The 20,209-nt window shown below is 56.1% G+C and carries 18 protein-coding genes; 3 read left to right on the plus strand and 15 right to left on the minus strand.

The window, feature by feature from the left end; translation table 11 throughout:
• Positions 1–127 precede the first annotated feature (127 nt).
• From cls to HMPREF1556_RS02720, 13 genes are all read right to left on the minus strand, one after another.
• The gene (gene cls / locus HMPREF1556_RS02660) at positions 128–1,555 is read right to left on the minus strand and encodes a cardiolipin synthase (protein WP_021666683.1); all 1,428 of its coding nucleotides are present in this window, start codon (positions 1,553–1,555) and stop codon (positions 128–130) included.
• Between the two features lie 56 nt (positions 1,556–1,611).
• Positions 1,612–2,058 (minus strand): hypothetical protein, encoded by a 447-nt coding sequence (locus tag HMPREF1556_RS02665; protein WP_021666684.1) that lies wholly within the window; start codon positions 2,056–2,058, stop codon positions 1,612–1,614.
• A gap of 56 nt (positions 2,059–2,114) precedes the next feature.
• A complete protein-coding gene (locus HMPREF1556_RS02670; RefSeq protein WP_021666685.1) occupies positions 2,115–2,540 on the minus strand; it encodes a hypothetical protein in 426 nt (141 codons plus the stop codon).
• Between the two features lie 47 nt (positions 2,541–2,587).
• Entirely contained in the window at positions 2,588–3,232 is a 645-nt protein-coding gene (gene pyrE, locus HMPREF1556_RS02675; RefSeq protein ID WP_021666686.1) for an orotate phosphoribosyltransferase, read from the minus strand.
• A gap of 30 nt (positions 3,233–3,262) precedes the next feature.
• Positions 3,263–4,060, minus strand: coding sequence for a nitrilase-related carbon-nitrogen hydrolase (locus tag HMPREF1556_RS02680; RefSeq protein WP_021666687.1), 798 nt, complete (start codon positions 4,058–4,060; stop codon positions 3,263–3,265).
• Between the two features lie 5 nt (positions 4,061–4,065).
• Positions 4,066–4,611, minus strand: a complete 546-nt coding sequence (locus HMPREF1556_RS02685) for a lysophospholipid acyltransferase family protein (RefSeq protein WP_021666688.1) — start codon at positions 4,609–4,611, stop codon at positions 4,066–4,068.
• Positions 4,612–4,638: 27 nt separating this feature from the next.
• Positions 4,639–4,932 carry a hypothetical protein gene (locus HMPREF1556_RS02690; RefSeq protein WP_021666689.1) on the minus strand — a complete coding sequence of 98 codons (294 nt, stop codon included), beginning with the start codon at positions 4,930–4,932 and terminating at the stop codon, positions 4,639–4,641.
• 69 nt (positions 4,933–5,001) lie between these two features.
• A complete protein-coding gene (locus HMPREF1556_RS02695) occupies positions 5,002–5,676 on the minus strand; it encodes a trimeric intracellular cation channel family protein (RefSeq protein ID WP_021666690.1) in 675 nt (224 codons plus the stop codon).
• A gap of 17 nt (positions 5,677–5,693) precedes the next feature.
• Entirely contained in the window at positions 5,694–6,512 is an 819-nt protein-coding gene (gene panB / locus HMPREF1556_RS02700) for a 3-methyl-2-oxobutanoate hydroxymethyltransferase (protein ID WP_021666691.1), read from the minus strand.
• A gap of 135 nt (positions 6,513–6,647) precedes the next feature.
• Positions 6,648–8,168, minus strand: a complete 1,521-nt coding sequence (guaA, locus tag HMPREF1556_RS02705; RefSeq protein WP_021666693.1) for a glutamine-hydrolyzing GMP synthase — start codon at positions 8,166–8,168, stop codon at positions 6,648–6,650.
• A 144-nt stretch (positions 8,169–8,312) separates the two neighbouring features.
• On the minus strand, positions 8,313–8,987 hold the full coding sequence (locus tag HMPREF1556_RS02710; protein ID WP_021666694.1) for a peptidylprolyl isomerase: 675 nt from the start codon (positions 8,985–8,987) through the stop codon (positions 8,313–8,315).
• Positions 8,988–9,011: 24 nt separating this feature from the next.
• Entirely contained in the window at positions 9,012–9,881 is an 870-nt protein-coding gene (locus HMPREF1556_RS02715; RefSeq protein WP_021666695.1) for a YitT family protein, read from the minus strand.
• Positions 9,882–10,220: 339 nt separating this feature from the next.
• Positions 10,221–11,882: a tetratricopeptide repeat protein gene (locus HMPREF1556_RS02720; protein ID WP_021666697.1), complete on the minus strand. Its 1,662-nt coding sequence runs from the start codon at positions 11,880–11,882 to the stop codon at positions 10,221–10,223.
• A gap of 436 nt (positions 11,883–12,318) precedes the next feature.
• On the opposite strand from HMPREF1556_RS02720, the gene HMPREF1556_RS02725 reads away from it, so the two are divergent.
• The 3 genes from HMPREF1556_RS02725 to menA are packed head-to-tail and all read left to right on the plus strand — an operon-like array spanning position 12,319 to position 15,260.
• Positions 12,319–12,981 carry a cell division ATP-binding protein FtsE gene (locus tag HMPREF1556_RS02725; RefSeq protein ID WP_021666698.1) on the plus strand — a complete coding sequence of 221 codons (663 nt, stop codon included), beginning with the start codon at positions 12,319–12,321 and terminating at the stop codon, positions 12,979–12,981.
• Positions 12,982–13,023: 42 nt separating this feature from the next.
• Complete coding sequence (locus tag HMPREF1556_RS02730) at positions 13,024–14,370, plus strand: aspartate kinase (protein ID WP_044125142.1); 1,347 nt, start codon at positions 13,024–13,026, stop codon at positions 14,368–14,370.
• Positions 14,370–15,260, plus strand: coding sequence for a 1,4-dihydroxy-2-naphthoate octaprenyltransferase (gene menA, locus HMPREF1556_RS02735; RefSeq protein WP_021666700.1), 891 nt, complete (start codon positions 14,370–14,372; stop codon positions 15,258–15,260). Before HMPREF1556_RS02730 ends, menA begins: the two co-directional genes overlap by 1 nt.
• 133 nt (positions 15,261–15,393) lie before the next feature.
• Here menA and HMPREF1556_RS02740 read toward each other — a convergent pair whose 3' ends face one another.
• Both HMPREF1556_RS02740 and secDF read right to left on the minus strand, forming a co-directional pair.
• Positions 15,394–16,179, minus strand: coding sequence for an SDR family oxidoreductase (locus HMPREF1556_RS02740; RefSeq protein WP_021666701.1), 786 nt, complete (start codon positions 16,177–16,179; stop codon positions 15,394–15,396).
• Positions 16,180–16,863: 684 nt separating this feature from the next.
• Positions 16,864–19,797: a protein translocase subunit SecDF gene (gene secDF / locus HMPREF1556_RS02745; RefSeq protein WP_021666702.1), complete on the minus strand. Its 2,934-nt coding sequence runs from the start codon at positions 19,795–19,797 to the stop codon at positions 16,864–16,866.
• Positions 19,798–20,209 lie beyond the last annotated feature (412 nt).

The following is a 20,209-nucleotide window of genomic DNA, read 5'->3' on the forward strand; positions in this document are numbered from 1 at the left end:
TACGGTAGGTCGTCGAGACGACCTACCGTAGGGTCCGACGACGACCCACTATAGGTCACGAAGACGACCTACCATAGGTCGCCCAAGAGGGCCATCAAAGTGGCCTAGAATAAGGGAGCAAAGAGGGCTAGAGCAAGGGAGCAAAGAGGCGCATCACCGACTCTGAGAAGCGAACGAGACGACCACGCTTCTCCCACTCCTCTCGAGTGAGTAAGTGGCAGGCGCTCTTGTCCTGATCAAAGAGGGTGGTCAGACGCTTGGTGATCCCTGGGTCATAGACGAAGCCCGAGATCTCGAAATTATGTTCGAGGCTACGAAAGTCCATGTTCGCCGACCCGATCGAAGCAATGCGGTCATCGACCATGAGGAGCTTAGAGTGGAGGAAGCCCTCTCGGTACTGGTAGATCTTCACCCCAGCCTCGAGGAGCTGGGAGAGGTACGAATTGGCAGCAAAGGTCGTCAGGCGTGAGTCGGTACGCTCGGGGAGCATCAGTTCGACCTCGACCCCAGCAAGGGCGGAGGTGATGATCGCATTGTTGAGGTTCTCCGTGGGTAGGAAGTAAGGCGTCTGGATGCAGATACGCTCACTTGCTCGAGAGATCATATAGATAATCGCCTGCTCGAGGGTACGCCAGTGGCTGATGGGACCACCCTGCACGAACTGCACCGAGGGTGAATACTCGTTGGGCAGGACCGATGGGTCGAAGTAGCGATCCATGTTCACGACCTTGCGTGAGACAGCATACCAGTCGACGAGGAAGGAGCCTTGCAAGCCCGCCACAGCTACCCCAGTCAGGCGGAAGTGGGTATCACGCCACATCCCGAGCTCCGTCCCTGTGAGGTAGCGCTGAGCGAAGTTCATCCCCCCGACATAGCCTACAGAGCCATCGATGACGACGATCTTGCGGTGATTGCGGTAGTTCACCGTCGTGGAGAGAAGGGGGAAGGCTACCCGCATGAAGGCGTAGACCTGTATCCCCGCTGCCCGCATACGCTTCCAGTAGGAGGCGGGGACATTGTAGGAGCCCAGATGGTCGTAGATGATGCGTACGGTGACACCCTCATCTGCCTTCCGGATGAGGAGCTCCGTGAGGCGGTCGAGGACCTCATCAGCAGCGAAGATATAGGCCTGTAGATGGATGTACTCCTCGGCTTGCTCTAGGTCTTGGAAGAGAGCCTCGTACATGTCCCTCCCCCAAGCATAGATATCCAGCGTCTGGAGCTGCAGTAGAGGGCTCTCCGAATTCCTAAGGAGGAGCTCGATGAGGCGTTGGTTCTCCTCGGTAGCTTGGCGCTTCTTCTGCAGATGCTTCGGTAGGGAGAGGAGCTGAGGCTTGCGCATCAGGCGCTGATAGAAGCGTCTATTGATGCTATGCAGACGCCTCTGATCCTGCCCGAAGACGATGTACACCATGATCCCGAAGACGGGGACGAGCCCGACGATGAGGATCCAAGCAGAGGCCTTGAGCGGATTGCGATTCTCGCTCAAGACAGTCCCCATGACCCCTAGGACCGTGAGGACATAGGCGATGAGTAGCCAAGAGGAGAATGCCATACGAGAAGACCTGAGGAGGGTGGATGAAGAGGGAGGCGGGTGAGGGGGAAGGGGCGCTAGTTGGTGATGAGGAGCTTAGCCTGCCCCTCGAGGCGCACCGCACGATAGCGCCGGAGAGGACTACGAGCGATGCCCGAGGTCGGTCGTCCCGTACCCGAGAGGATGTCGAAGTGGCTCTCACACTTCGGACAGCGGAGCTCTAGCCCCGAAAGCTCTAGCCTGACCCAGGGATAGGGCTCCACGGGACAGGCTAGATCGAAGGCGTAGTATTCCTCTCGCTCGAGGGCATGCACCAGGGCGAGGCCTCGAGCCCCAACACGCATCGCCTCGAACTCCGATCGTGGGACGAGGACGATCCCACCCGGACTCTGGAGCGGTCGGTACTGAGGGAGCTGGAGGGCTACCTCATAGTAGACAGGGGCAGGGGGGATGGGCGACTCCGTAGAGCCTCCACAGGCTGAGAGCATGAGGAGCGAGAGTAACCCAGATATGAGCCTTCGCATGAACTATGAGGAGAGGGGATGGATGTGAAGGCTCCTCCACTGGAGCGGGAGAGGCCCTAGTCGTTGTAGGGGATCATGGTGAGCATCTCGGCGAGCTTCTCAATGCCGTCATTGAGCTTGCTCCCGATCATCTTACGCATGAAGAAGTTCAGATCCGCCCTGAGCGTCAGGCGAAGACGAGTATCGCCGTACGAAGGCTCCAGAAGCTGGATCCAAAGGGTGAGGTCGATAGGCGACTGGTCCGTGGCTAGCTTGATCGTCCCCTCGGGCTCACGCTCGATGATACGCAGGACGATACGTCCAGCACCTGGGATGACGAAGGCACAGCTATCTCGGTCAATAGGCTCGATCGTGATCTTCTCCCGAGCTTCTTCGGGGAGGCGCTCCTGCACGGAGGCTAGACCGCTGAGGTCAGAGAGACGGGTGTAGACACGTGTACGAGGGGCAGCGATGGCCTTGATCGAGCTGGTATAGTCACTCATTAGGGTAGAGAAGGGATAAGGGAGGTGAAGAGGATGAATCGTACGGGTTACTTCTTGCCCGTCCAGGTAGCTGGAGACTTGCGCCACTCCTTGAGGAGGGCTTCGTCGTCTGCAGAGATATAGCCCGTAGCGAGCGCCTGACGGATCACAGCATCGTAGTGGCTGAGGGTGACGAGGCGGACCTGAGCCTCCTCGAAGGCTTCCTCAGCCTGGGGGAACCCGTGGGTATAGACTGCGACCATCCCGAGGACAGAGCATCCTGCTCGGCGGATAGCATCTACGGCCTTGAGGCTACTCCCGCCCGTAGAGATCAGATCCTCTACGACGAGGACACGACTCCCAGTAGGGAGCTCTCCTTCGATCTGATTACCCATACCATGATCCTTAGCCACAGGACGGACGTAGACGAAGGGTAGACCGAGCAGATCAGCCACCAGCGCTCCCTGAGCAATAGCTCCAGTAGCGACTCCAGCGATGACGTCAGGTGTGTCGAACTCACGACGGATAGCCTCCGCCAGCTCCGTCTTGATCAGGGTACGGACGTCAGGGTAAGAGAGCGTGACCCGATTGTCACAATAGATGGGGGACTTCCATCCCGAAGCCCAAGTGAAGGGAGCCTCAGGCTGGAGCTTCACGGCCTTGACCTTGAGGAGGGCTTCAGCGACACGTTCTTGCGTGGAGATTGTGCTCATAGAGATGATTATTTAGTAGAAGGGTGAGACTTAGAGATGTAGGGTGAAGGGGTCGGCATCTGCCCAGACGGGGAACTTCTCCCGAAGGTCACGTAGGCTCTCGTAGTCGAGGGTAGCCGAGATCACTTCCTCGGCACCTTCCTGCGCCTCGGAGAGGGGAATACCCCGAGCATTGACGATAGCCGAGTCACCCGTATAGACCAGATGCTGGGGATCTTCGCCTACCCGATTGACACCGATGGCGTAGCTGAGGTTCTCCATAGCCCGAGCCCTGAGGAGGGTGCGGAAGACCTCCCGACGTGGGCGAGGCCAATTGGCTACAGCGATGAGGATATCATACTCATTGGAGACATTGCGACACCAGACAGGGAAGCGCATATCGTAGCAGATGACGGGGAGGATACGCCAGCCTCTAAACGTGAAGATACTACGTGATCGGGCGGGTGAGACGAACTCCTTCTCCCCTCCTGGAGCGAAGAGATGACGCTTAGCCTGGAGCTGTACCTGACCATCGGGCTCGAAGAGGAAGAAGAGATTGTGCACCTCCTCCCCTACCCGACTCAGGTAGCTCCCCGAGAGGGCTACCTCGTACTTCTTAGCTAGCCCCAGCAGGAAGTGATAGACCTCTCCCTGCTCTGTATCTGCTAGTAGAGCGGCTTCCGAAGAGAAACCCGTCGTGATCGTCTCAGGGAAGATGATGAGGTCGGCTCCTGTAGCGTGCGTCTGGACGATGTGCTCTATGTACTCGAGGTTAGTAGCGACATCATTCCATGCGATGCTACACTGCACGGCGCTCACACGTAGAGGCTCGGGATGGGTCATACTCATAGATCTTAGGGGGTGAACTTCTCAGGGTACTTGGCCTGAGAGCTGTCGTAGCGACTACGGATGGCAGATAGATCCTGCTCGAGGTCGCCCGTGGGATGGAAGACCTCGAAGATACCTAGCTCCTTCTTCTTGTAGTCGATGACGGCCAGCTCGATGGGAAGGCCTGCTGCCACAGCGATGTGGTAGAAGCCACTCTTCCACTTCTCCCCACGGGAGCGCGTCCCCTCAGGGGTGATGGCGATGTGCATCTGCCCCCGCTCGGAGAGGAGGCGCTGGATACGCTCCACCGTCTGGCTACGCTCCTTGCGGTTGACGGGGATACCTCCCAGAGCACGGAAGAGCGAGCCTAGAGGGAAGAAGAACCATTCGCTCTTCATCAGGAAGCCCGACTGGAAGCCCGAAGCCCACGAGTAGAGTAGCCCAAGAAGGAAGTCATGATTGCTCGTATGGGGGGCGACACAGATGATGCTCCCCTGAGGCTGCTCTGCGGGGCGAGGAAGGATCTTCCAGCCAAGGAGGCGGAGCAGACACTGAGCTATTTTCTTACGCAATGCTTTAGTTGTTTTAGGTCGGTGAGATTAGAGATCCTCGACGAACTGGTCGAGACGCTCTGAGAAACTCATAAGCGCCGTAGCGATATGGCTCCTCAGACCTCGATAGTAGGCCTTCACGAGCTTGGGGTTATCCTTGCCATCGGGGTGATCTACCCGACGCAGGGTGTCGTCTGTGAAGACCATGAGGTCATCCATCAGATCCTCGATCTCCGTCTCCATCGCTTCGCTACTGGAGACTGCACGAATGATCAAAGCTTCGTCGAAGAGGCGCATCACCTCTGCGATAATGATCTTCTTTAGATACCGTTGACTAGCCATACTTGATTATAGGTGAGGGAAGAGACTCCCATAGGTATACACACAAAGATAATGGATTCGCTGTGACACTTACCTACCGCCCTTCTCCTCCTCACTTCGGAGGACCGACTGGGGGTTGAACGTAGGGAGCTGGATATGTAGCACGACAGCCAGCACTCGGGCGATAAAGACCGAGATGGCGGAGATGAACTGCACCCATTCAATGGCCATACCCGTATAGCGTCCCAGAAGGACATAGACGATCGCCCCGAGGACACATGCCGAGGCATAGAAGTCGGTACGGAAGATCAGCGGGGTCTCATTGATCAGCACGTCACGGAGGAGCCCACCGAAGGAGCCGGTGATCGTGCCCATGATGATCGCTACCCACCAAGGGAAGTCGGCTGCGTAAGACTTAGCCACCCCTACCACGACGAAGAGCCCGAGGCCCACGGCATCGAAGAAGAAGAGCGAGTGATTGAGCCGTACGACCTGACGGCGGAAGACGATGGTGAAGATCAGCCCCAGAGCCGTGATGATCAGGTAGGAGGGCTGTACGAGCCAGAAGGGCTTGATGTCAAGGAGGATGTCACGGACCGTCCCTCCACCTACGGCGGTGACGAAGCCGATGACGTAGGCGCCGAACCAGTCGAAGCCCTTCCCCGCTGCGAGTCGGATACCACTGATCGCAAAGGCCAGGGTACCCAGGTAGTCACACCAGTTGACGAAGTCACTGACATTGACGATCTGAGAGAACTGCATCATGCTTAGCGCTCCTCGTATTAGTAGGACTCCGACTCTGAGGGGAAGCTACGCTCCTTCACCGCCGTGATATAGTCACCGACGGCTCCCTTGATCAGGTCGCCCAGCTGAGCAAAGCGACGAAGGAACTTCGGAGAGAAGCTATCCTCCATCCCGAGCATATCCTGCGAGACCAAGACCTGCCCATCGACCCCGCTCCCCGCTCCGATACCGATGACGGGGATACGAAGAGCCTCCGCCACACGAGTCGCTACCTCAGCAGGTACCTTCTCAAGGACGAGGGCACAGCAGCCCGACTGCTCTAGCCCAAGAGCTTGCTGATAGAGTCGGTCAGCAGCCTCCCCTTCCTTAGCTTGGAGGCCATAACCTCCGAGCTGATGGACGGACTGAGGGGTCAGCCCCAGATGCCCTACTACAGGTATACCCGAGGCTACGAGACGCTGGATGGTGGAGAAGAGATGCGCTCCGCCTTCGAGCTTCACAGCATCAGCTCCCGTCTCCTTCATGATACGGACAGCCGAAGAGAGGGCTGTCTCCTCACTGATCTGATAGCTCCCGAAGGGCATATCGACCACGACGAAGGCACGCCGAGCTCCACGCACGACACAGGAGCCGTGGTAGATCATCTGATCGAGGGTGATGGGTAGGGTCGTGGTGTGCCCTGCCATCACATTGGCGGCAGAGTCTCCGACGAGGAGGATATCTATACCTGCTGCATCCAGCAGACGAGCCATCGTATAGTCGTAGGCGGTAAGCATCGTGATCGGCTCACGCTGGGCCTTCATAGCTGCCAGACGAAGGGTCGTGACCTTCTTCGTCTCAGGCTGGTGTTGAGACACTTCTTTTAGTTATTGGTTGAGGATAAGCCACCACCTCGCACCCCCGAGAGCGGGGCAGGAGGTGATGGCTTGGTGATGATTAATTCTGGATAGTTGAGGCAGGTGATGCGTGGTCTTGGGTGCACAGAGAGTGATTTACTCCCATTCGATGGTGCTGGGTGGCTTGGAGGAAATGTCGTAGACGACACGGTTCACTCCCTTGACCTTATTGATGATCTCATTGGACACCTTAGCTAGGAACTCATAGGGAAGGTGTGCCCAGTCTGCACTCATCGCATCGGTGCTGGTGACAGCACGTAGGGCGATCGTATAGTCGTAGGTACGCTCATCGCCCATGACTCCGACAGAGCGGATAGGGAGGAGGATCGTACCAGCCTGCCATACATCGTCATAGAGCCCCCATTCACGCATCATAGACATGTAGATATCATCTGCATTCTGGAGGATCTCTATCTTCTCAGCCGTGATCTCTCCGAGGATACGGATACCCAGCCCTGGACCAGGGAAGGGCTGACGCTTGATCAGGTGGGGCTGCATACCCATCTCGAGACCCACACGGCGTACTTCGTCCTTGAAGAGCAGTCTGAGCGGCTCGACGAGACGGAGCTTCATACGCTCAGGTAGCCCACCTACATTGTGGTGGCTCTTGATGACCGTCCCCGTGATGCTGAGTGACTCGATGACATCAGGGTAGATCGTACCCTGCCCGAGCCACTTGATATCGGTGAGCTTGTGCGCCTCCTCATCGAAGACCTCGATGAAGCCTCGACCGATGATCTTACGCTTCTCCTCGGGATCGGTGACCCCCTTGAGTGCCGTGAGGAACTTCTCCCGAGCATTCACACCGATGACGTTGAGCCCTAGGTGCTCGTAGTCACGGAGGACATTCTCATACTCGTTCTTGCGGAGTAGACCATGATCGACGAAGATACAGGTCAGGTTCTTACCGATCGCCTTGTGTAGCAGGACTGCCGTCACAGAGGAGTCTACCCCACCCGAGAGAGCGAGGATGACCTTGTCATCTCCTAGCTGTGCCTTCAGCTCAGCTACAGTGCTCTCGACGAAGGAGGCAGGTGACCAATTGCCACGGATACCCGTCACCGTGAGGAAATTCCCTAGGATCTTCAGCCCCTCTTCGGAGTGATAAGCCTCGGGGTGGAACTGTACCCCCCAAGTCTTCTCCCCATCGATGCGGAAGGCAGCAGCCTCTACATCCTCCGTGCTAGCGACGATACGGAAGCCCTTAGAGAGCTCTGTGATGGTATCTCCATGCGACATCCATACCGTGCTACCGGAGCTAACCCCTTCCATCAGAGCATCATGCTCATGACGGATGGAGAGGTGAGCACGTCCATACTCACGGCTATCGCTGGGCTCTACACGACCTCCCGCCTGATGAACTAGGCTCTGAGCTCCGTAGCAGATACCCAAGAGAGGGAGCTTGCCTCTCAGGGAAGATAGATCGACCTTGAAGGCCTCCTGATCATAGACTGAGTACGGGCTACCTGAGAGGATCACCCCTGCCACGCCCGTGAGATCCTCGGGGAGCTTGTTGTATGGGATGATCTCGCAGTAGGTATTCAGTTCGCGAAGGCGTCGCCCGATGAGCTGAGTCGTCTGCGAACCAAAGTCAAGGATGAGTATCTTCTCCTGCATAGTTATTTAGGACTTGTCATTATTTACGTAGTGGTTCAATCCAGGGCAAAGATACGAATTACCCTAGACTAAATACGGGTAGATACAGCATCACCTCCCCTACCCTCGCTATGAAGCTAGGCCGGAGGAGGTGATGACGACGAATTACTTCTTCGGCGTGTAGAGACGCATCCGCTTGATGATGACATTCTTCAGCGGACGATCATTGTCGTCGGTCTCTACCCGTTGGATCTTGTCGATGGTGCCCCAGCCATCCAGGAGACGACCGAAGACCGTATAGCCCCCATCGAGGTGGGCAGCACCGCCCTTGAGCTTGTAGGCAGAGCGTTGCTCGGGGGTATAGCGCCAGTCACGCCCCTGCTCCATCTGGTCAAGGTCCATATCCGTATAGTACTTCCCCGTGACGATATAGAATTGGCTGAAGGAAGAGCGTTTCTCGGGATTCTCGTCATCCCCCTGACGAGCTGCTCCGATGAAGCCACGCTCATGGATGAAGAGGCTGGGCATGAGCTCCGCCTGAAGCGTCTCTTCGTGAGCATCATCGGGGAGCTCTTGCTCCCGCTTGAGATCCTTGGTCTGGAGGTTGCCCGTCTGGATCATGAAGTCCTTGATGACCCGATGGAACTGCACCCCGTCGAAGGCATGCTCACGCACGAGCTTCAGGTAGCTATCTCGATGGATGGGCGTCTCATTGAAGAGCTCGATGATGAAGTTCCCCTTCGTCGTCTCGACGAGGATCTGAGGGCGGTCGGTGCTCTGAGCCCGAGCAAAAGGAGCTAGTGCTACGAGGAGCAGGAGGGCAAAGAAATAGCGCTTCATAGGGCTAAGCTTGGTAAGAGTTGATTAGGGATGGATGGGCATGCTGTCATTGGTCGCATCGGCCGTCGTGATGAAGGCCTTGGGGTCTACGTCTGTGACGAGCTTCTTGAGCGCCGCAGAGTGCTTACGCTCGATGATGATGAAGAGCACTTCACGCTGAGCACCCGAATACATACCTTGACCATGGAGGAAGGTACCACGCACTCCGATCTGCCCTACTAGGACGGCACGGAGCTCCTCCATCTTATCCGAGATGATGAAGACAGACTTGTGGGGATTTTGGGGCTGTAGGGCATCAACGACCTTGCTGTAGACGAAGATGGCGATCCAGGAGTAGAGAGGCACTCGCCAGTCTTGGAAGACCCAGAGCCCGAGGAGTACGATCAGGGAGTCGATGAGCATGATCAGCGTCCCCACCTTGGTATTGAAGGTACGAGAGAGCACCCGAGCGAGCGTGTCCGTCCCCGCACAAGTACTCTGAGCGCTGAAGATCATCCAGACACTTACCCCGAGGAGTGCCCCACCATAGAAGCTACAGAGGATAGCTTCCTCGACAAGGGGCTTCCCTCCCGACCAAGTCTCGATGAGGTCGGAGAAGAAGGCTACTAGGATGAAGGTGACGACCGTCTTAATCGCTGAGAGCTTCCCGAGCCCACGCACAGCGAGCAGGAAGAGCGGGATATTGAAGACGATAGCGATCGTCCCGAGCCCCAACTCGAGGCCGAATAGCTGACGAGCCAGCTCCCTGATGACTAGAGCTAGCCCGTAGACACCCCCAGGGCTGATGTGTGCTGGAGCTAAGAAGAGGCTATAGCCCGTAGCCAGGAGGAACGAGCCTAAGACGATGAGGAGGGCATCAAGGAAGAGTTGACGCCGTAGTTTGATGGTCGGCATAGCGTAGATGTAGAGATGTTTCTAGCACAAAGATAACGTGTATTAGTCATCCCACAGCATGATCTCACGAAGAGTTTTCGCTCGCCATGGATACCCTCCCCTAGCTACCCATTCATGGGTCCCTCGACCGACCCATTCATGGGGTACCGAGACGACCCATGCATGGGTCACTCAAGGGAGCTATGTATGGAGGATGTCTGCCCCATCATACAGCGGGGCTTCCCGCGCCTACGTGCTCTATCAAGGCGAGTATCCCTACCCGCCCCTCACCGCCGAGCCCTCTGCTTCTTCAGGGAGAACAATGTACAAAGAAGATGAGGACTAAAAGCCATATGGGCCTCACCTATTGTCAAGTTGCTCTATGATGCTCAGTAACTCTTGGGCTTTGGAATGTTCAGGGTATTTGTCTAGAATTGCTTTCGTCTCCTCTAGATACTTCTTCGGCTTACCCAGCAAGTCAAAGCCTATCACTAGTAGCTGAGCATAGTCAATTCCATAGGCTCTGGGATAGTGGCTAGCTAGGTCTTGGTAAATATCGTAGGCCTCTTGGTAAGCCTCCTCAGCCTCCTCTTTCTTCCCTTGTTGCAGATAAAGGAGGGTAAGGTTCTGTTGAGTCGTAGCCAGATCCGGCTTGTACGTCTCTTGATTATGCTTGGCCGACTCTTGATGTATTTTTAACGCCTCTTCGTAGCAAGATTGAGCTTGCTGAAGCTCGTTAGTATTCTTGAGTAAGATACCCAAATTATTCAGCACCATCGCCATATCTGGCTTATATACTTCTAGACTATGTTCTGGCAATTCTCGATATTTCTGCAACGCCTCCTTATAGCAAGCTTGAGCCTGCTGGAGCTCATTGGTGTCGCAGAGTAAGTTTCCTATGTTATTTAGGGTTATAGCTACGTATGGCTTGTATACCTCCGGATTCTGCTCAGCCAACTTTCGACGGATCTCTAGCGCCTCCCTGTAGCAAGCTTGGGCTTGCTGGAACTCGTTAGCACTCTTTAGCAAGGATCCCCAATTATTTAAAACTGTAGCTAGATTTGGCTTGTGTAACTCCGGATTCTCCTTTGACAACTCTCGGAGTACCTGTAGCACCTCCTCGTAGTGGCTTCTAGCTTTATCAATATCATTGAGGTTTTGGAGTAAGTATGCATAGTTGAAGTGGAGCTCAATGGTCGGAGCTAACTTAATCAGACGCTCATAGAATTCCCGAGCCTCGCCAAAGGAGAACTTAATCTGAGCCGCCTCAATCAGCTCTTTGAGGACTCTGATCTCGTTCTGCCGTGCTTGCTCCTTGTGCTTCTCATAGACAGCTGTTAGACTCTGCTTACTCTCCCCTGTCAATACCCTCTTGATCTCCTCCAAGGTTTCGGCAAGATAGCTATCTCCAGCCTCCCTTAGCAGCTTAGTTTCTTCGGAAATCTTGTCAGTATGCTCGAAGAGGAATCGTGCAAACTCCAAGACGAGTCGCTTAGCACCCTCCGAGTGGATGCGTCCGTTAGTGAGCATCTCCTCGAGTACCAACTCTGTACGCTCTAGTCCTTGCTCTAGCGGAAGCTCTTTGAGGAGAGCTCGGATGTATTGTGGAGCCATATTGAGTTCTTCCATTCGACTCTTGAGATCTAGCACAGACTCTTGAGTCTTGTGGTGCTCAAGCAGATTCTGTTCCTCGCTTTTTTCTTGCATGTCAGCTCGGAGCGTCATCAGGTAGCGGTGTGCTGCGGGTTGCTCGCTCAGTCTTTTCTTGAAGCAGTCGATGAACTTTTGGGTATCCGTATCAAGAGCTTCGTAGCTCATTGAGCTTTGGATATACTCCTCCAATACTTTCGATAGACGGACTTTGTCGCTAGTGGTAGGGGTGTGCTTAGACCAATCATTAAGTGCGAATTCAAAGGCTGAAATAATGCCATTATCGACCTCTGAGGTATAGAGCTTCTTGATATTGAGAGCTACTCGTAGGGCTGTTTTGAGACCGTATTCCCCAAGTATAGTAAGATCCATAGAGAGATAGTGCTATGAGAGTTAGATGACTCAAAGGTAATAAGTATTTTAACTCAATAGAAGAGAAGACAATAGCTCTGTCGAATTACACATACCCTCTCCTTTCCTCCTTCCCCTCTCTTTATGGAGAGTGAAAGGGGATAGACAGTTCAGCCTAGTAGACGCATGGAGTAAGGGGAGCTGAGGGAGCTCCTTTGCGGAGCTTTAGGAGACTACCTAGCCTCATCACTAGCCTCCACCTAAGTGACGACTGCCGTAGCGATAAGGAGATATGCTACCCTCTACCACTCTTGCTCCTCTTCGCCTTCGGTGCAAGCCTATCGAAGCTCGACTGTGGGTGTACCCTGCCGAGGATGATACTCCAGCACCGATAATAGCCTCAGCATAGCGCTCTTTGCGTATCTTTGTAGACAAATAAACCTATATATAAAGATCTATGGCTGAAGATAAGTGGCTCTTGGACTTCAAGGAGGTACAGATAGCTCGTCACGAGCACATCCTCTTCGAGGAAGTAAACTTCAGGGTCGCCGCTGGTGAATTTGTTTACCTGACGGGGCCCGTTGGCTCAGGGAAGAGTACCCTCCTGAAGACCATCTCCGCAGAAGTTCCCCTGACACAAGGCTCGGCGCACGTGCTGGGCTTCGATCTGACCCATATCAAAAGCAAAGACCTCCCGAAGCTCCGTCGCAGGCTGGGGATCGTCTTCCAGAACTTCCAGCTCCTACCCGACCTCACCGTCCAGGACAACCTCGATATCGTGCTCCGTGCCTTCGGTGTCACCCGTAGCTCCGAGCGATCCAGCCGGATTGAAGAGGCACTACGTGATGTCGGGCTCGAGACCAAGAGCTACAAATATCCCCACGAACTCTCGGGCGGTGAGCAGCAGCGTGTAGCCATCGCACGAGCACTCATCGGTCAGCCCGAGCTCATCCTAGCCGACGAGCCCACGGGCAACCTTGATGCCGAGAACGGCCTAGCCATAGCCGAACTCCTACACCGCCTGACGAAGGAGCGAGGGACAGCCGTCATCATGGCTACCCACAATAGGCTCGTCCTCGAGCGCTACCCTGCACGGTGCGTCGAGATGGCCGAGCTCTAAGCCCACCCGATCCTCTAGTCTTCACCTAGCTCCCCTACTCCATTGAAAGTAATGAAGTTTGGAGGCACCTCCGTAGCCTCCGCCGAACGCATCCGCCACGTCGCCGACCTCATCACCGCCACGGACGAGGTCAAGATCGTCGTCCTCTCCGCTATGGCAGGGACGACCAACGCCCTCGTAGAGATCGGGCACCAGCTCATGGCACACCACCGCCACGAGGCCCTCACTATCCTCACCAAGCTCAAGAAGAAGTACGAGCAGGAGACCCTACTTCTCTTCCCCGACAAGCACAGCTACGACAAGGCTTGGACGCTGGTCAATGAGACCTTCTTCTTCCTTGAGCAGATCTGCTACGCTGAGAGCTTCACCCTCTTCGATGAGAAGAAGATCTTAGCTCGAGGCGAACTCCTGAGCACGGCGATGATGCTCCGCCATCTGGCTGACCGAGGGATCGAAGCCGTAGGCCTCCCCGCCCTCGAATACATGCGCACGGATAAGCAGGCAGAGCCCGACGAAGCCTATATCCAAGCCCATCTGAAGGAGCTCATCGACCGAGCACCCGAGGGCACACGGCTCTTCATCACCGAGGGCTATATCTGTCGCAATGCCTTCGGCGACATCGACAACCTCCAGCGAGGCGGTAGCGACTATACCGCTACCCTCATCGGTGCTGCCCTCGAGGTCAATGAGATCCAGATCTGGACGGATATCGACGGCATGCATAACAATGACCCACGCTTCGTCGATGCCACATCGCCCGTGCGCCGTCTCCACTTCGAAGAAGCTTCCGAACTAGCATACTTCGGGGCGAAGATCCTTCACCCTACCTGTATCCAGCCAGCCAAGCGTAGACACATCCCCGTGCGCCTACTGAACACGATGGCTCCCGAAGCTCCCGGCACCTTGATCTCCCTCGATACGGACAAGGACATGATCAAGGCCGTGGCAGCGAAGGACAACATCACGATGATCCGCATCCGAAGCAATCACCAGCTCTCGCACTGGAGCTTCATGGGCAAGGTCTTCTCCCTCTTCGAGCACTACTGCATCCCTATAGATATGGTAGCTTCGACCGAAGCCTCCATCTCGCTGACCATCGAGCGAAGCACCCTCCCCGAAGACCTTAGGGCGAGCCTTCTCTCCCTAGGCTCCATCGATGTGGAGCACGACATGACGATCGTCTGCGTCGTCGGGGACATGGAGTGGGACAACGTAGGCTTCGAAGCGCAGATCCTCAATGCCCTGAGCGAGATCCCCGTGCACATGATCTCCTACGGGGGGAGTGACTACAACCTCACCGTCCTGGTAGAAGCCTCCGACAAGCGTCGCACACTGCTTGCTCTGAGCGACCACCTCTTCTCCCGCACTAGCGGCAAGACGGCTAACTGATGGCACGCTCCTCCTCGCCTTCACGGGCACAGCTATGGCTTGGCTTGACGCGTCCCCGCACCCTGCTCTCGGGGATAAGTTCGGTCCTCGTAGCGCTCTTCTACGCCCTATCGCTGGGAAGCATTGATCCGCTGAAGACGGCGCTCCTGCTTGTCGTAGCCATCAGCGCTCAGATCGGGAGCAACATCGCCAACGACCTCATCGACTTCAAGAAAGGGGCGGACACCGACGAACGTACAGGCCCGCTCCGCCCCCTCTCCAAGGGGCTCCTCACCGAAGGCGAAGTACGCCGAGCGCTCTACCTCTCCCTTGCCGTCTTCCTCGCAAGCGGGCTCACGCTCATTGCCCTATCCTCGTGGTGGCTGCTTCTGGTGGGTCTAGCCGTCGGGCTGGGTATCTTCGCCTATTCGGGCGGGCCCTATCCCCTCTCCTACCACGGGCTCGGCGATCTAGCCGTACTGGTATTCTTCGGATGGGTACCGGTCGTGACGAGCTTCTTCATCCTACGGGGGACGATCGCTGACCCCACGCTCTGGCAACTAGCCACCGCCATCGGGCTCTCCAGCGTGAATATCCTCGTCGTCAACAATTACCGAGACGCAGAGGAAGATCGCAAGGCTGGCAAGCGCACCCTGATCGTACGCATGGGGCGGGACTTTGCCCCTCGCTTCTACCTCACCTGCGGACTGCTTTCGCTGGGACTGCTCTACCCGATCTACAGCTTCTGGGGGATGCTCCTGATGCTTCCCTACATCGTCCTCTTCTCGGCGACGCACCGCCACCTCCAGTTCGCCGAAGGGGCGGAGCTGAATAAGATCCTCGGCAAGACGGCCCGCAATGCCTTCTTCCTCGCCCTCCTCATCGGGGCGATGCTCCTTCTCAAGGGCTAGAACGAGCCTTCGCCTCACCACAAACGACAAGCCCCAGAGAACGCTCGTTCTCTGGGGCTTCTTTGCTTTAAAGAGGGGGCAAGGCCAGGCTAGCAGAGGGGCAAGCTCCCACCGCTCTCGCCTCAAGGGCGACTTACCTTCGATTGAGGCGGGCGACGTAGCTCAGGACAAAGGCCTTCGGTGCCAAGGGCGCAAGAGCAAGCAAGAGACGCTCCAGCGGAGCGACGCCAGCGATCAAGCTCCTTCGTCCTCGGAGCATGGCTAGGTATCCCCGCCCCGCCACCCGTCGGGCGCTGTGGGTGAGCTGACGAGCCAGCCCTGTACCTTCGAGCTTCGCCGCTGCCTCGAAACCCGTCTTCATGCCCCCGGGGAGGAGGACAGTCGCCGTCACGCCCGTTCCCCGCAGTTCCTCGCCGAGGGCAAGGCTGAGCGAAGTGACGTAGGCCTTCGCTGCGAAGTAGGTCGCTTGGTAAGGCCCAGGCACGAGCGAAGCGATGGATGAGACGAGGAGGATGCGCCCGCTTCCCCTCTGGACGAAGGTGGGGAGAAAGAGCTTCGTGAGCGCCGTCAAGGCAAGGAGGTCCACGGCAAGAAGTTGGCTGTCTGCTTCGAGGGATCGTTCGGCGAGCGTGCCCTGCCCTCCGAGCCCAGCGTTGTTGATGAGGTAGTCCACGCTGAGGCCAAGGCGCTGCACTTCGTCGAAGACTTCCTTGGGTGCCGAAGGCTGGGCAAGGTCTTTGGCCAAGACGTACACCCGAATGCCGTGCCGAAGCTCCAGCTCTTCCTTCAGCGCCAAAAGCCGTTCTTCTCGGCGGGCCACCAAGATGAGGTCGCCACCGCCGGCGGCATGCAGGCGGGCAAATTCTTCTCCTAGGCCGCTCGAAGCGCCCGTAATGAGTGCGGTCTTTTTCTCTTCCATATCGATAGTCACTGGGGGCTCTTCCCCCTACCTCTGGCAGGCGAACTACCCCTCGTTTAGCTGGCAATCCATGCGAATGCTTCGTGAAGGTAGGCAGATTTCCCCGCCCACAAAAGCCTCCCGCCTCCCTCGTCGAAGGCCCTCCGAAGGGGCACGAATTCCCCCCCTTCTCACACCCCGCATTCCCAGCGGGTTTGCGAGGGGTAAAATTTCCGTATATAAGAAAATTTATTTCCGTATATACGAAAAAATATTTTCGCATATGCGGAAATTTATTTTCGTGCGCACGGAAATTTCTTTCCTTCCGCACGGCGCAAAATTTCTGTTCGAAGGGCGGGAAATTTTTCTTCGGAAGACACCCAAATTTCCTTCCGCAAGAAAATATTTTTTCTTCCGCAAGGAAATAAATTTTCTTGCGGAAGGAAATTTTCTTCCGTGCGCACGAAAATTTTGCGCCGTGCGGAAGGCGAAAAATCGACGTTCGAAGTCGGGGAAATTTTCTTACGTAAGAAAATAAATTTCCGTACGTAAGAAAATTTTCTTCCGTGCGCACAGAAATTTTGCGCCTTCGGCAGAAGTAGGACTTGCCTTGCTTGGGGACGGGTGCTTTCCCCCCAGAAAAAGGAAGAAGGGCCCCGACTAAACGAATCAGTCGGGGCCCTTCTCTAAGGGAGAGCGAAGCGCTTACTTCGTGGCGGCATGCTCACGGCGACGCTTGGCGATCTCGTAAGCGATAGGCGTGGCGACGAAGAGCGTACAATACGTACCGAAGACAACCCCCAGGAGGATCGCGAAGGTGAAGCTACGCATCGTGGCACCACCGAAGGCGAAGACGATGATCATCACGAGGAAGGTCGTGAAGGACGTATTCAGCGTACGCGAGAGGGTGGAGTTGAGAGCGCCGTTGATCACCTGGAAGCGGTCGGCCTGCGGATGCTTGCCGATCTCTTCGCGAATACGGTCGAAGACGATCACGACGTCGTTGATGGCGTACCCGATGATCGCCAAGAGGGCTGCGATGAAGTTCTGATCGACCTCCATGGTGAAGGGCATTACCTTCCAAAGGAGGACGTAGATGGCGATGATCATCAGCGTCGTCACCGTCACCGAAGCAAAGGCTCCGATGGAGAAGGCGACGTTGCGGAAGCGGATCAGGATGTAGATCGCCATGAAGAGTAGCGAGAGACCGACAGCGATGAGGGCCTGGGTCTTGATGTCGTTAGACATGCTGGCGCTTACCTTCTGCGAGCTGACGATATAGCTGTCGAAGTCTGCCTTCGAAGGCGTCGTCTTGTAGAAGCCACTGAGGCCCTGGTAGAGCTTATCCTTGAGCTGCTCTTCGACGCTATCGCCGGAGTCGTCGATGAGGTAGTTGGTGGAGACGCGGATCTGATCGCCTTCTGTGCCGATGGCCGTAAGCACGAGCTTATTGTCGAGGACAGGAGCGAGCTTCTCACGGATCTTCTGGTTGTCTACCTGTTGGTCGAACTTGATGATGTAGTTGCGACCGCCGGAGAACTCGATACCATTATTCAGGCCTACGGTGAAGAAGCCTACAAGGCCAGCGATGACGAGGGCACAGGGGAGAAGGTAGCCCTTCATGCGTGCTCCGAGGAAGTTGTACGTAGGATTGACGAGGAGGTTCTTCGTCATAGCCGTCGTGTAGGTCACCTTGTCGAGCTTGTGGTGCTTGTCCAGAGCTTCGAAGACCATACGGGTGAGGAAGACGGCGGTGATGAACGAGGCGATAAGACCAATGATCAGCGTCGTAGCGAACCCACGGATAGGCCCTGCACCGAAGTAGAAGAGCACGATACCGGTGATGATCGTCGTCAGGTTCGAGTCGAAGATAGCGCTAAAGGCATTGCCGTAGCCGTCAGCGATAGCACGGGTCATGCCCTTGCCCTGGCGAAGCTCTTCCTTGATACGTTCGTTGATGAGGACGTTAGCGTCGACAGCCATACCGAGTGTGAGGACAAGCCCCGCAATACCCGATAGGGTAAGTACGGCATTGAAAGAAGCGAGAATACCGAGGGTGAAGAAGCTATTGACGATCAGGGCGAGGTTAGCGATCATCCCTGGGATGAGGCCGTATGCTAGGCACATGTAGATCATCAAGAGGACCAGAGCGATGGCGAAGGAAATGATCCCTGCCTGAATGGATGCCTTCCCGAGGGTAGGCCCGACGACGTTCTCCTGTTCGATGACGACACTTGTCTCCATCTTCCCTGAGTTAAGGACGTTGGCCAGGTCGTTAGCTTCTTCGATGGTGAAGTTCCCCGTGATCGAGGAATTACCGCCTGTGATCTCGTTGTTTACATTAGGAGCGGAGTAGACGACGCCGTCGAGAACGATGGCGATGGAGCGTCCGATGCTCTCCTTGGTAAGACGGGCCCATACCTGAGCGCCCTCCTGGTTCATCGACATCGATACCTGAGGCTCTGCGCTACCGATACGATTGTGGTCGACATCGGCCTTAGCGGAGGTAACGACATCACCCGACAGGTCTGGCTTCATGGAGCGATTAGTACGGATAGCATAGAGCTCGTAGATGCTCGTCAGCTTACGCGTCTGTGGATCCTGGATGGGCTTAGCACCCCAGAGAAGGGTGAGGTCTTCGGGCAGGAGGTGGTACTCGACTGCTAGAGCAAGGAGGGAGTCGATCTTGTTGCGGTCACGGTCCTGGGCCAGCCCTACGGTAGCGCCACCACGGCCTCCGAGCTGGAGGTACTTAGCGAGCGTGTCGATGGAGGCTAGCTGATTCTGTACGGGAGCAGCGACGGCGGGAGCGACGACGGAGTCCTTAGCCGTGCTCTCTGCCTGCACGGCTACCGAGTCAGTAGCGACAGGGATAGGACGAGCTGCGGGAGCACCGAGAGCAAGGAGGCGGTCGCTGAGGGTAGTCAGGTCACCTGCTACTTCGTCGAAGGTATAGGTACGCCAGAACTGAAGGTTGGCGCTACGCTGCAAAAGCTCACGTACACGCTCGGGATCCTTCACACCGGGGAGCTCGACGAGGATACGTCCTTGCCCCTCGAGACGCTGGAGGTTAGGCGCTACGACCCCGAAGCGGTCGATACGTGTGCTCAGGACATTGAACGAGGCTTCGACGGCACTGTTGTACTTCTCCTTCAGAAGTTCGATCACCTTGGCTTCCGAGGTGGAAGGGTTGATCTGATCGCGAAGGTCGCCAGCCCCGAAGACCAGAGCAAGGTTAATGCCTGGAGAGAGCTTCTTGTACTCGGCGACGAACTGGTCAATGTAGTTGCCCTGAGAGGTACTCTTCGAAGCAGCCTGGATGGCCTTCTGGAAGTTAGGGTCCTGGGTATCCCCTGCAAGTCCCTTGACGAGGTCACCGGCGTTGAGCTTGAGGATGACGTTCATCCCCCCCTTGAGGTCTAGTCCAAGGCCGATCTGCTGCTTACGTGCCTCCTTGAGGGTGTACCCGAGGAACACCTTCTCGTTGGCCATGGAGTCGAGATAAGCCTTACCTGCAGCTTCGCCCATCTTCTCCGCCTTACTATCGTAGTGATTCGTAATGAGGGAGAAGGAGAGGTAAAACGCACAGATCAAAGCCAAACTCGCTGTGACGAAGGTCACAAATCCTTTGTTTTGCATCGTGTTGTATTACTTAATTGATTGTATCTTATTTCCTTGTTTTAGGGTACAATGTGCCCACAAAAATAGCCGATTTTTCCTTAATATCCTTATCCGACCAGGCTTGTCCGCTATTTCCCTGCTGTTAAGGTACTTCCCTGTGCCCTCTGAGGGAAATCCATTCCTAGCTCCGAGGCTAGCGGATCGTTCGCCTTACGGGGCTTAGGAGAAGGCCGTACGTTCGCCTTAGAAGTTCCCCGTCCGCAAGCGAACTAGTAGCACCACTAGCGCCTCCCGAGAGGCAGTACTGCTTCTTCGACGGAGGTAGCAGTAGCGCCTCCGAGGCGCTGCTATCACTCAGGGGAAGGAAGCAAGACCGAGCCCCTTCTCCCGAGAGCGAAGCCAGCGGAGAAGCCCCCAGCGGTGTGCGGTG

Origin of the sequence: Porphyromonas sp. oral taxon 278 str. W7784 (genome assembly GCF_000467855.2) — a bacterium.
Classification (GTDB): domain Bacteria; phylum Bacteroidota; class Bacteroidia; order Bacteroidales; family Porphyromonadaceae; genus Porphyromonas.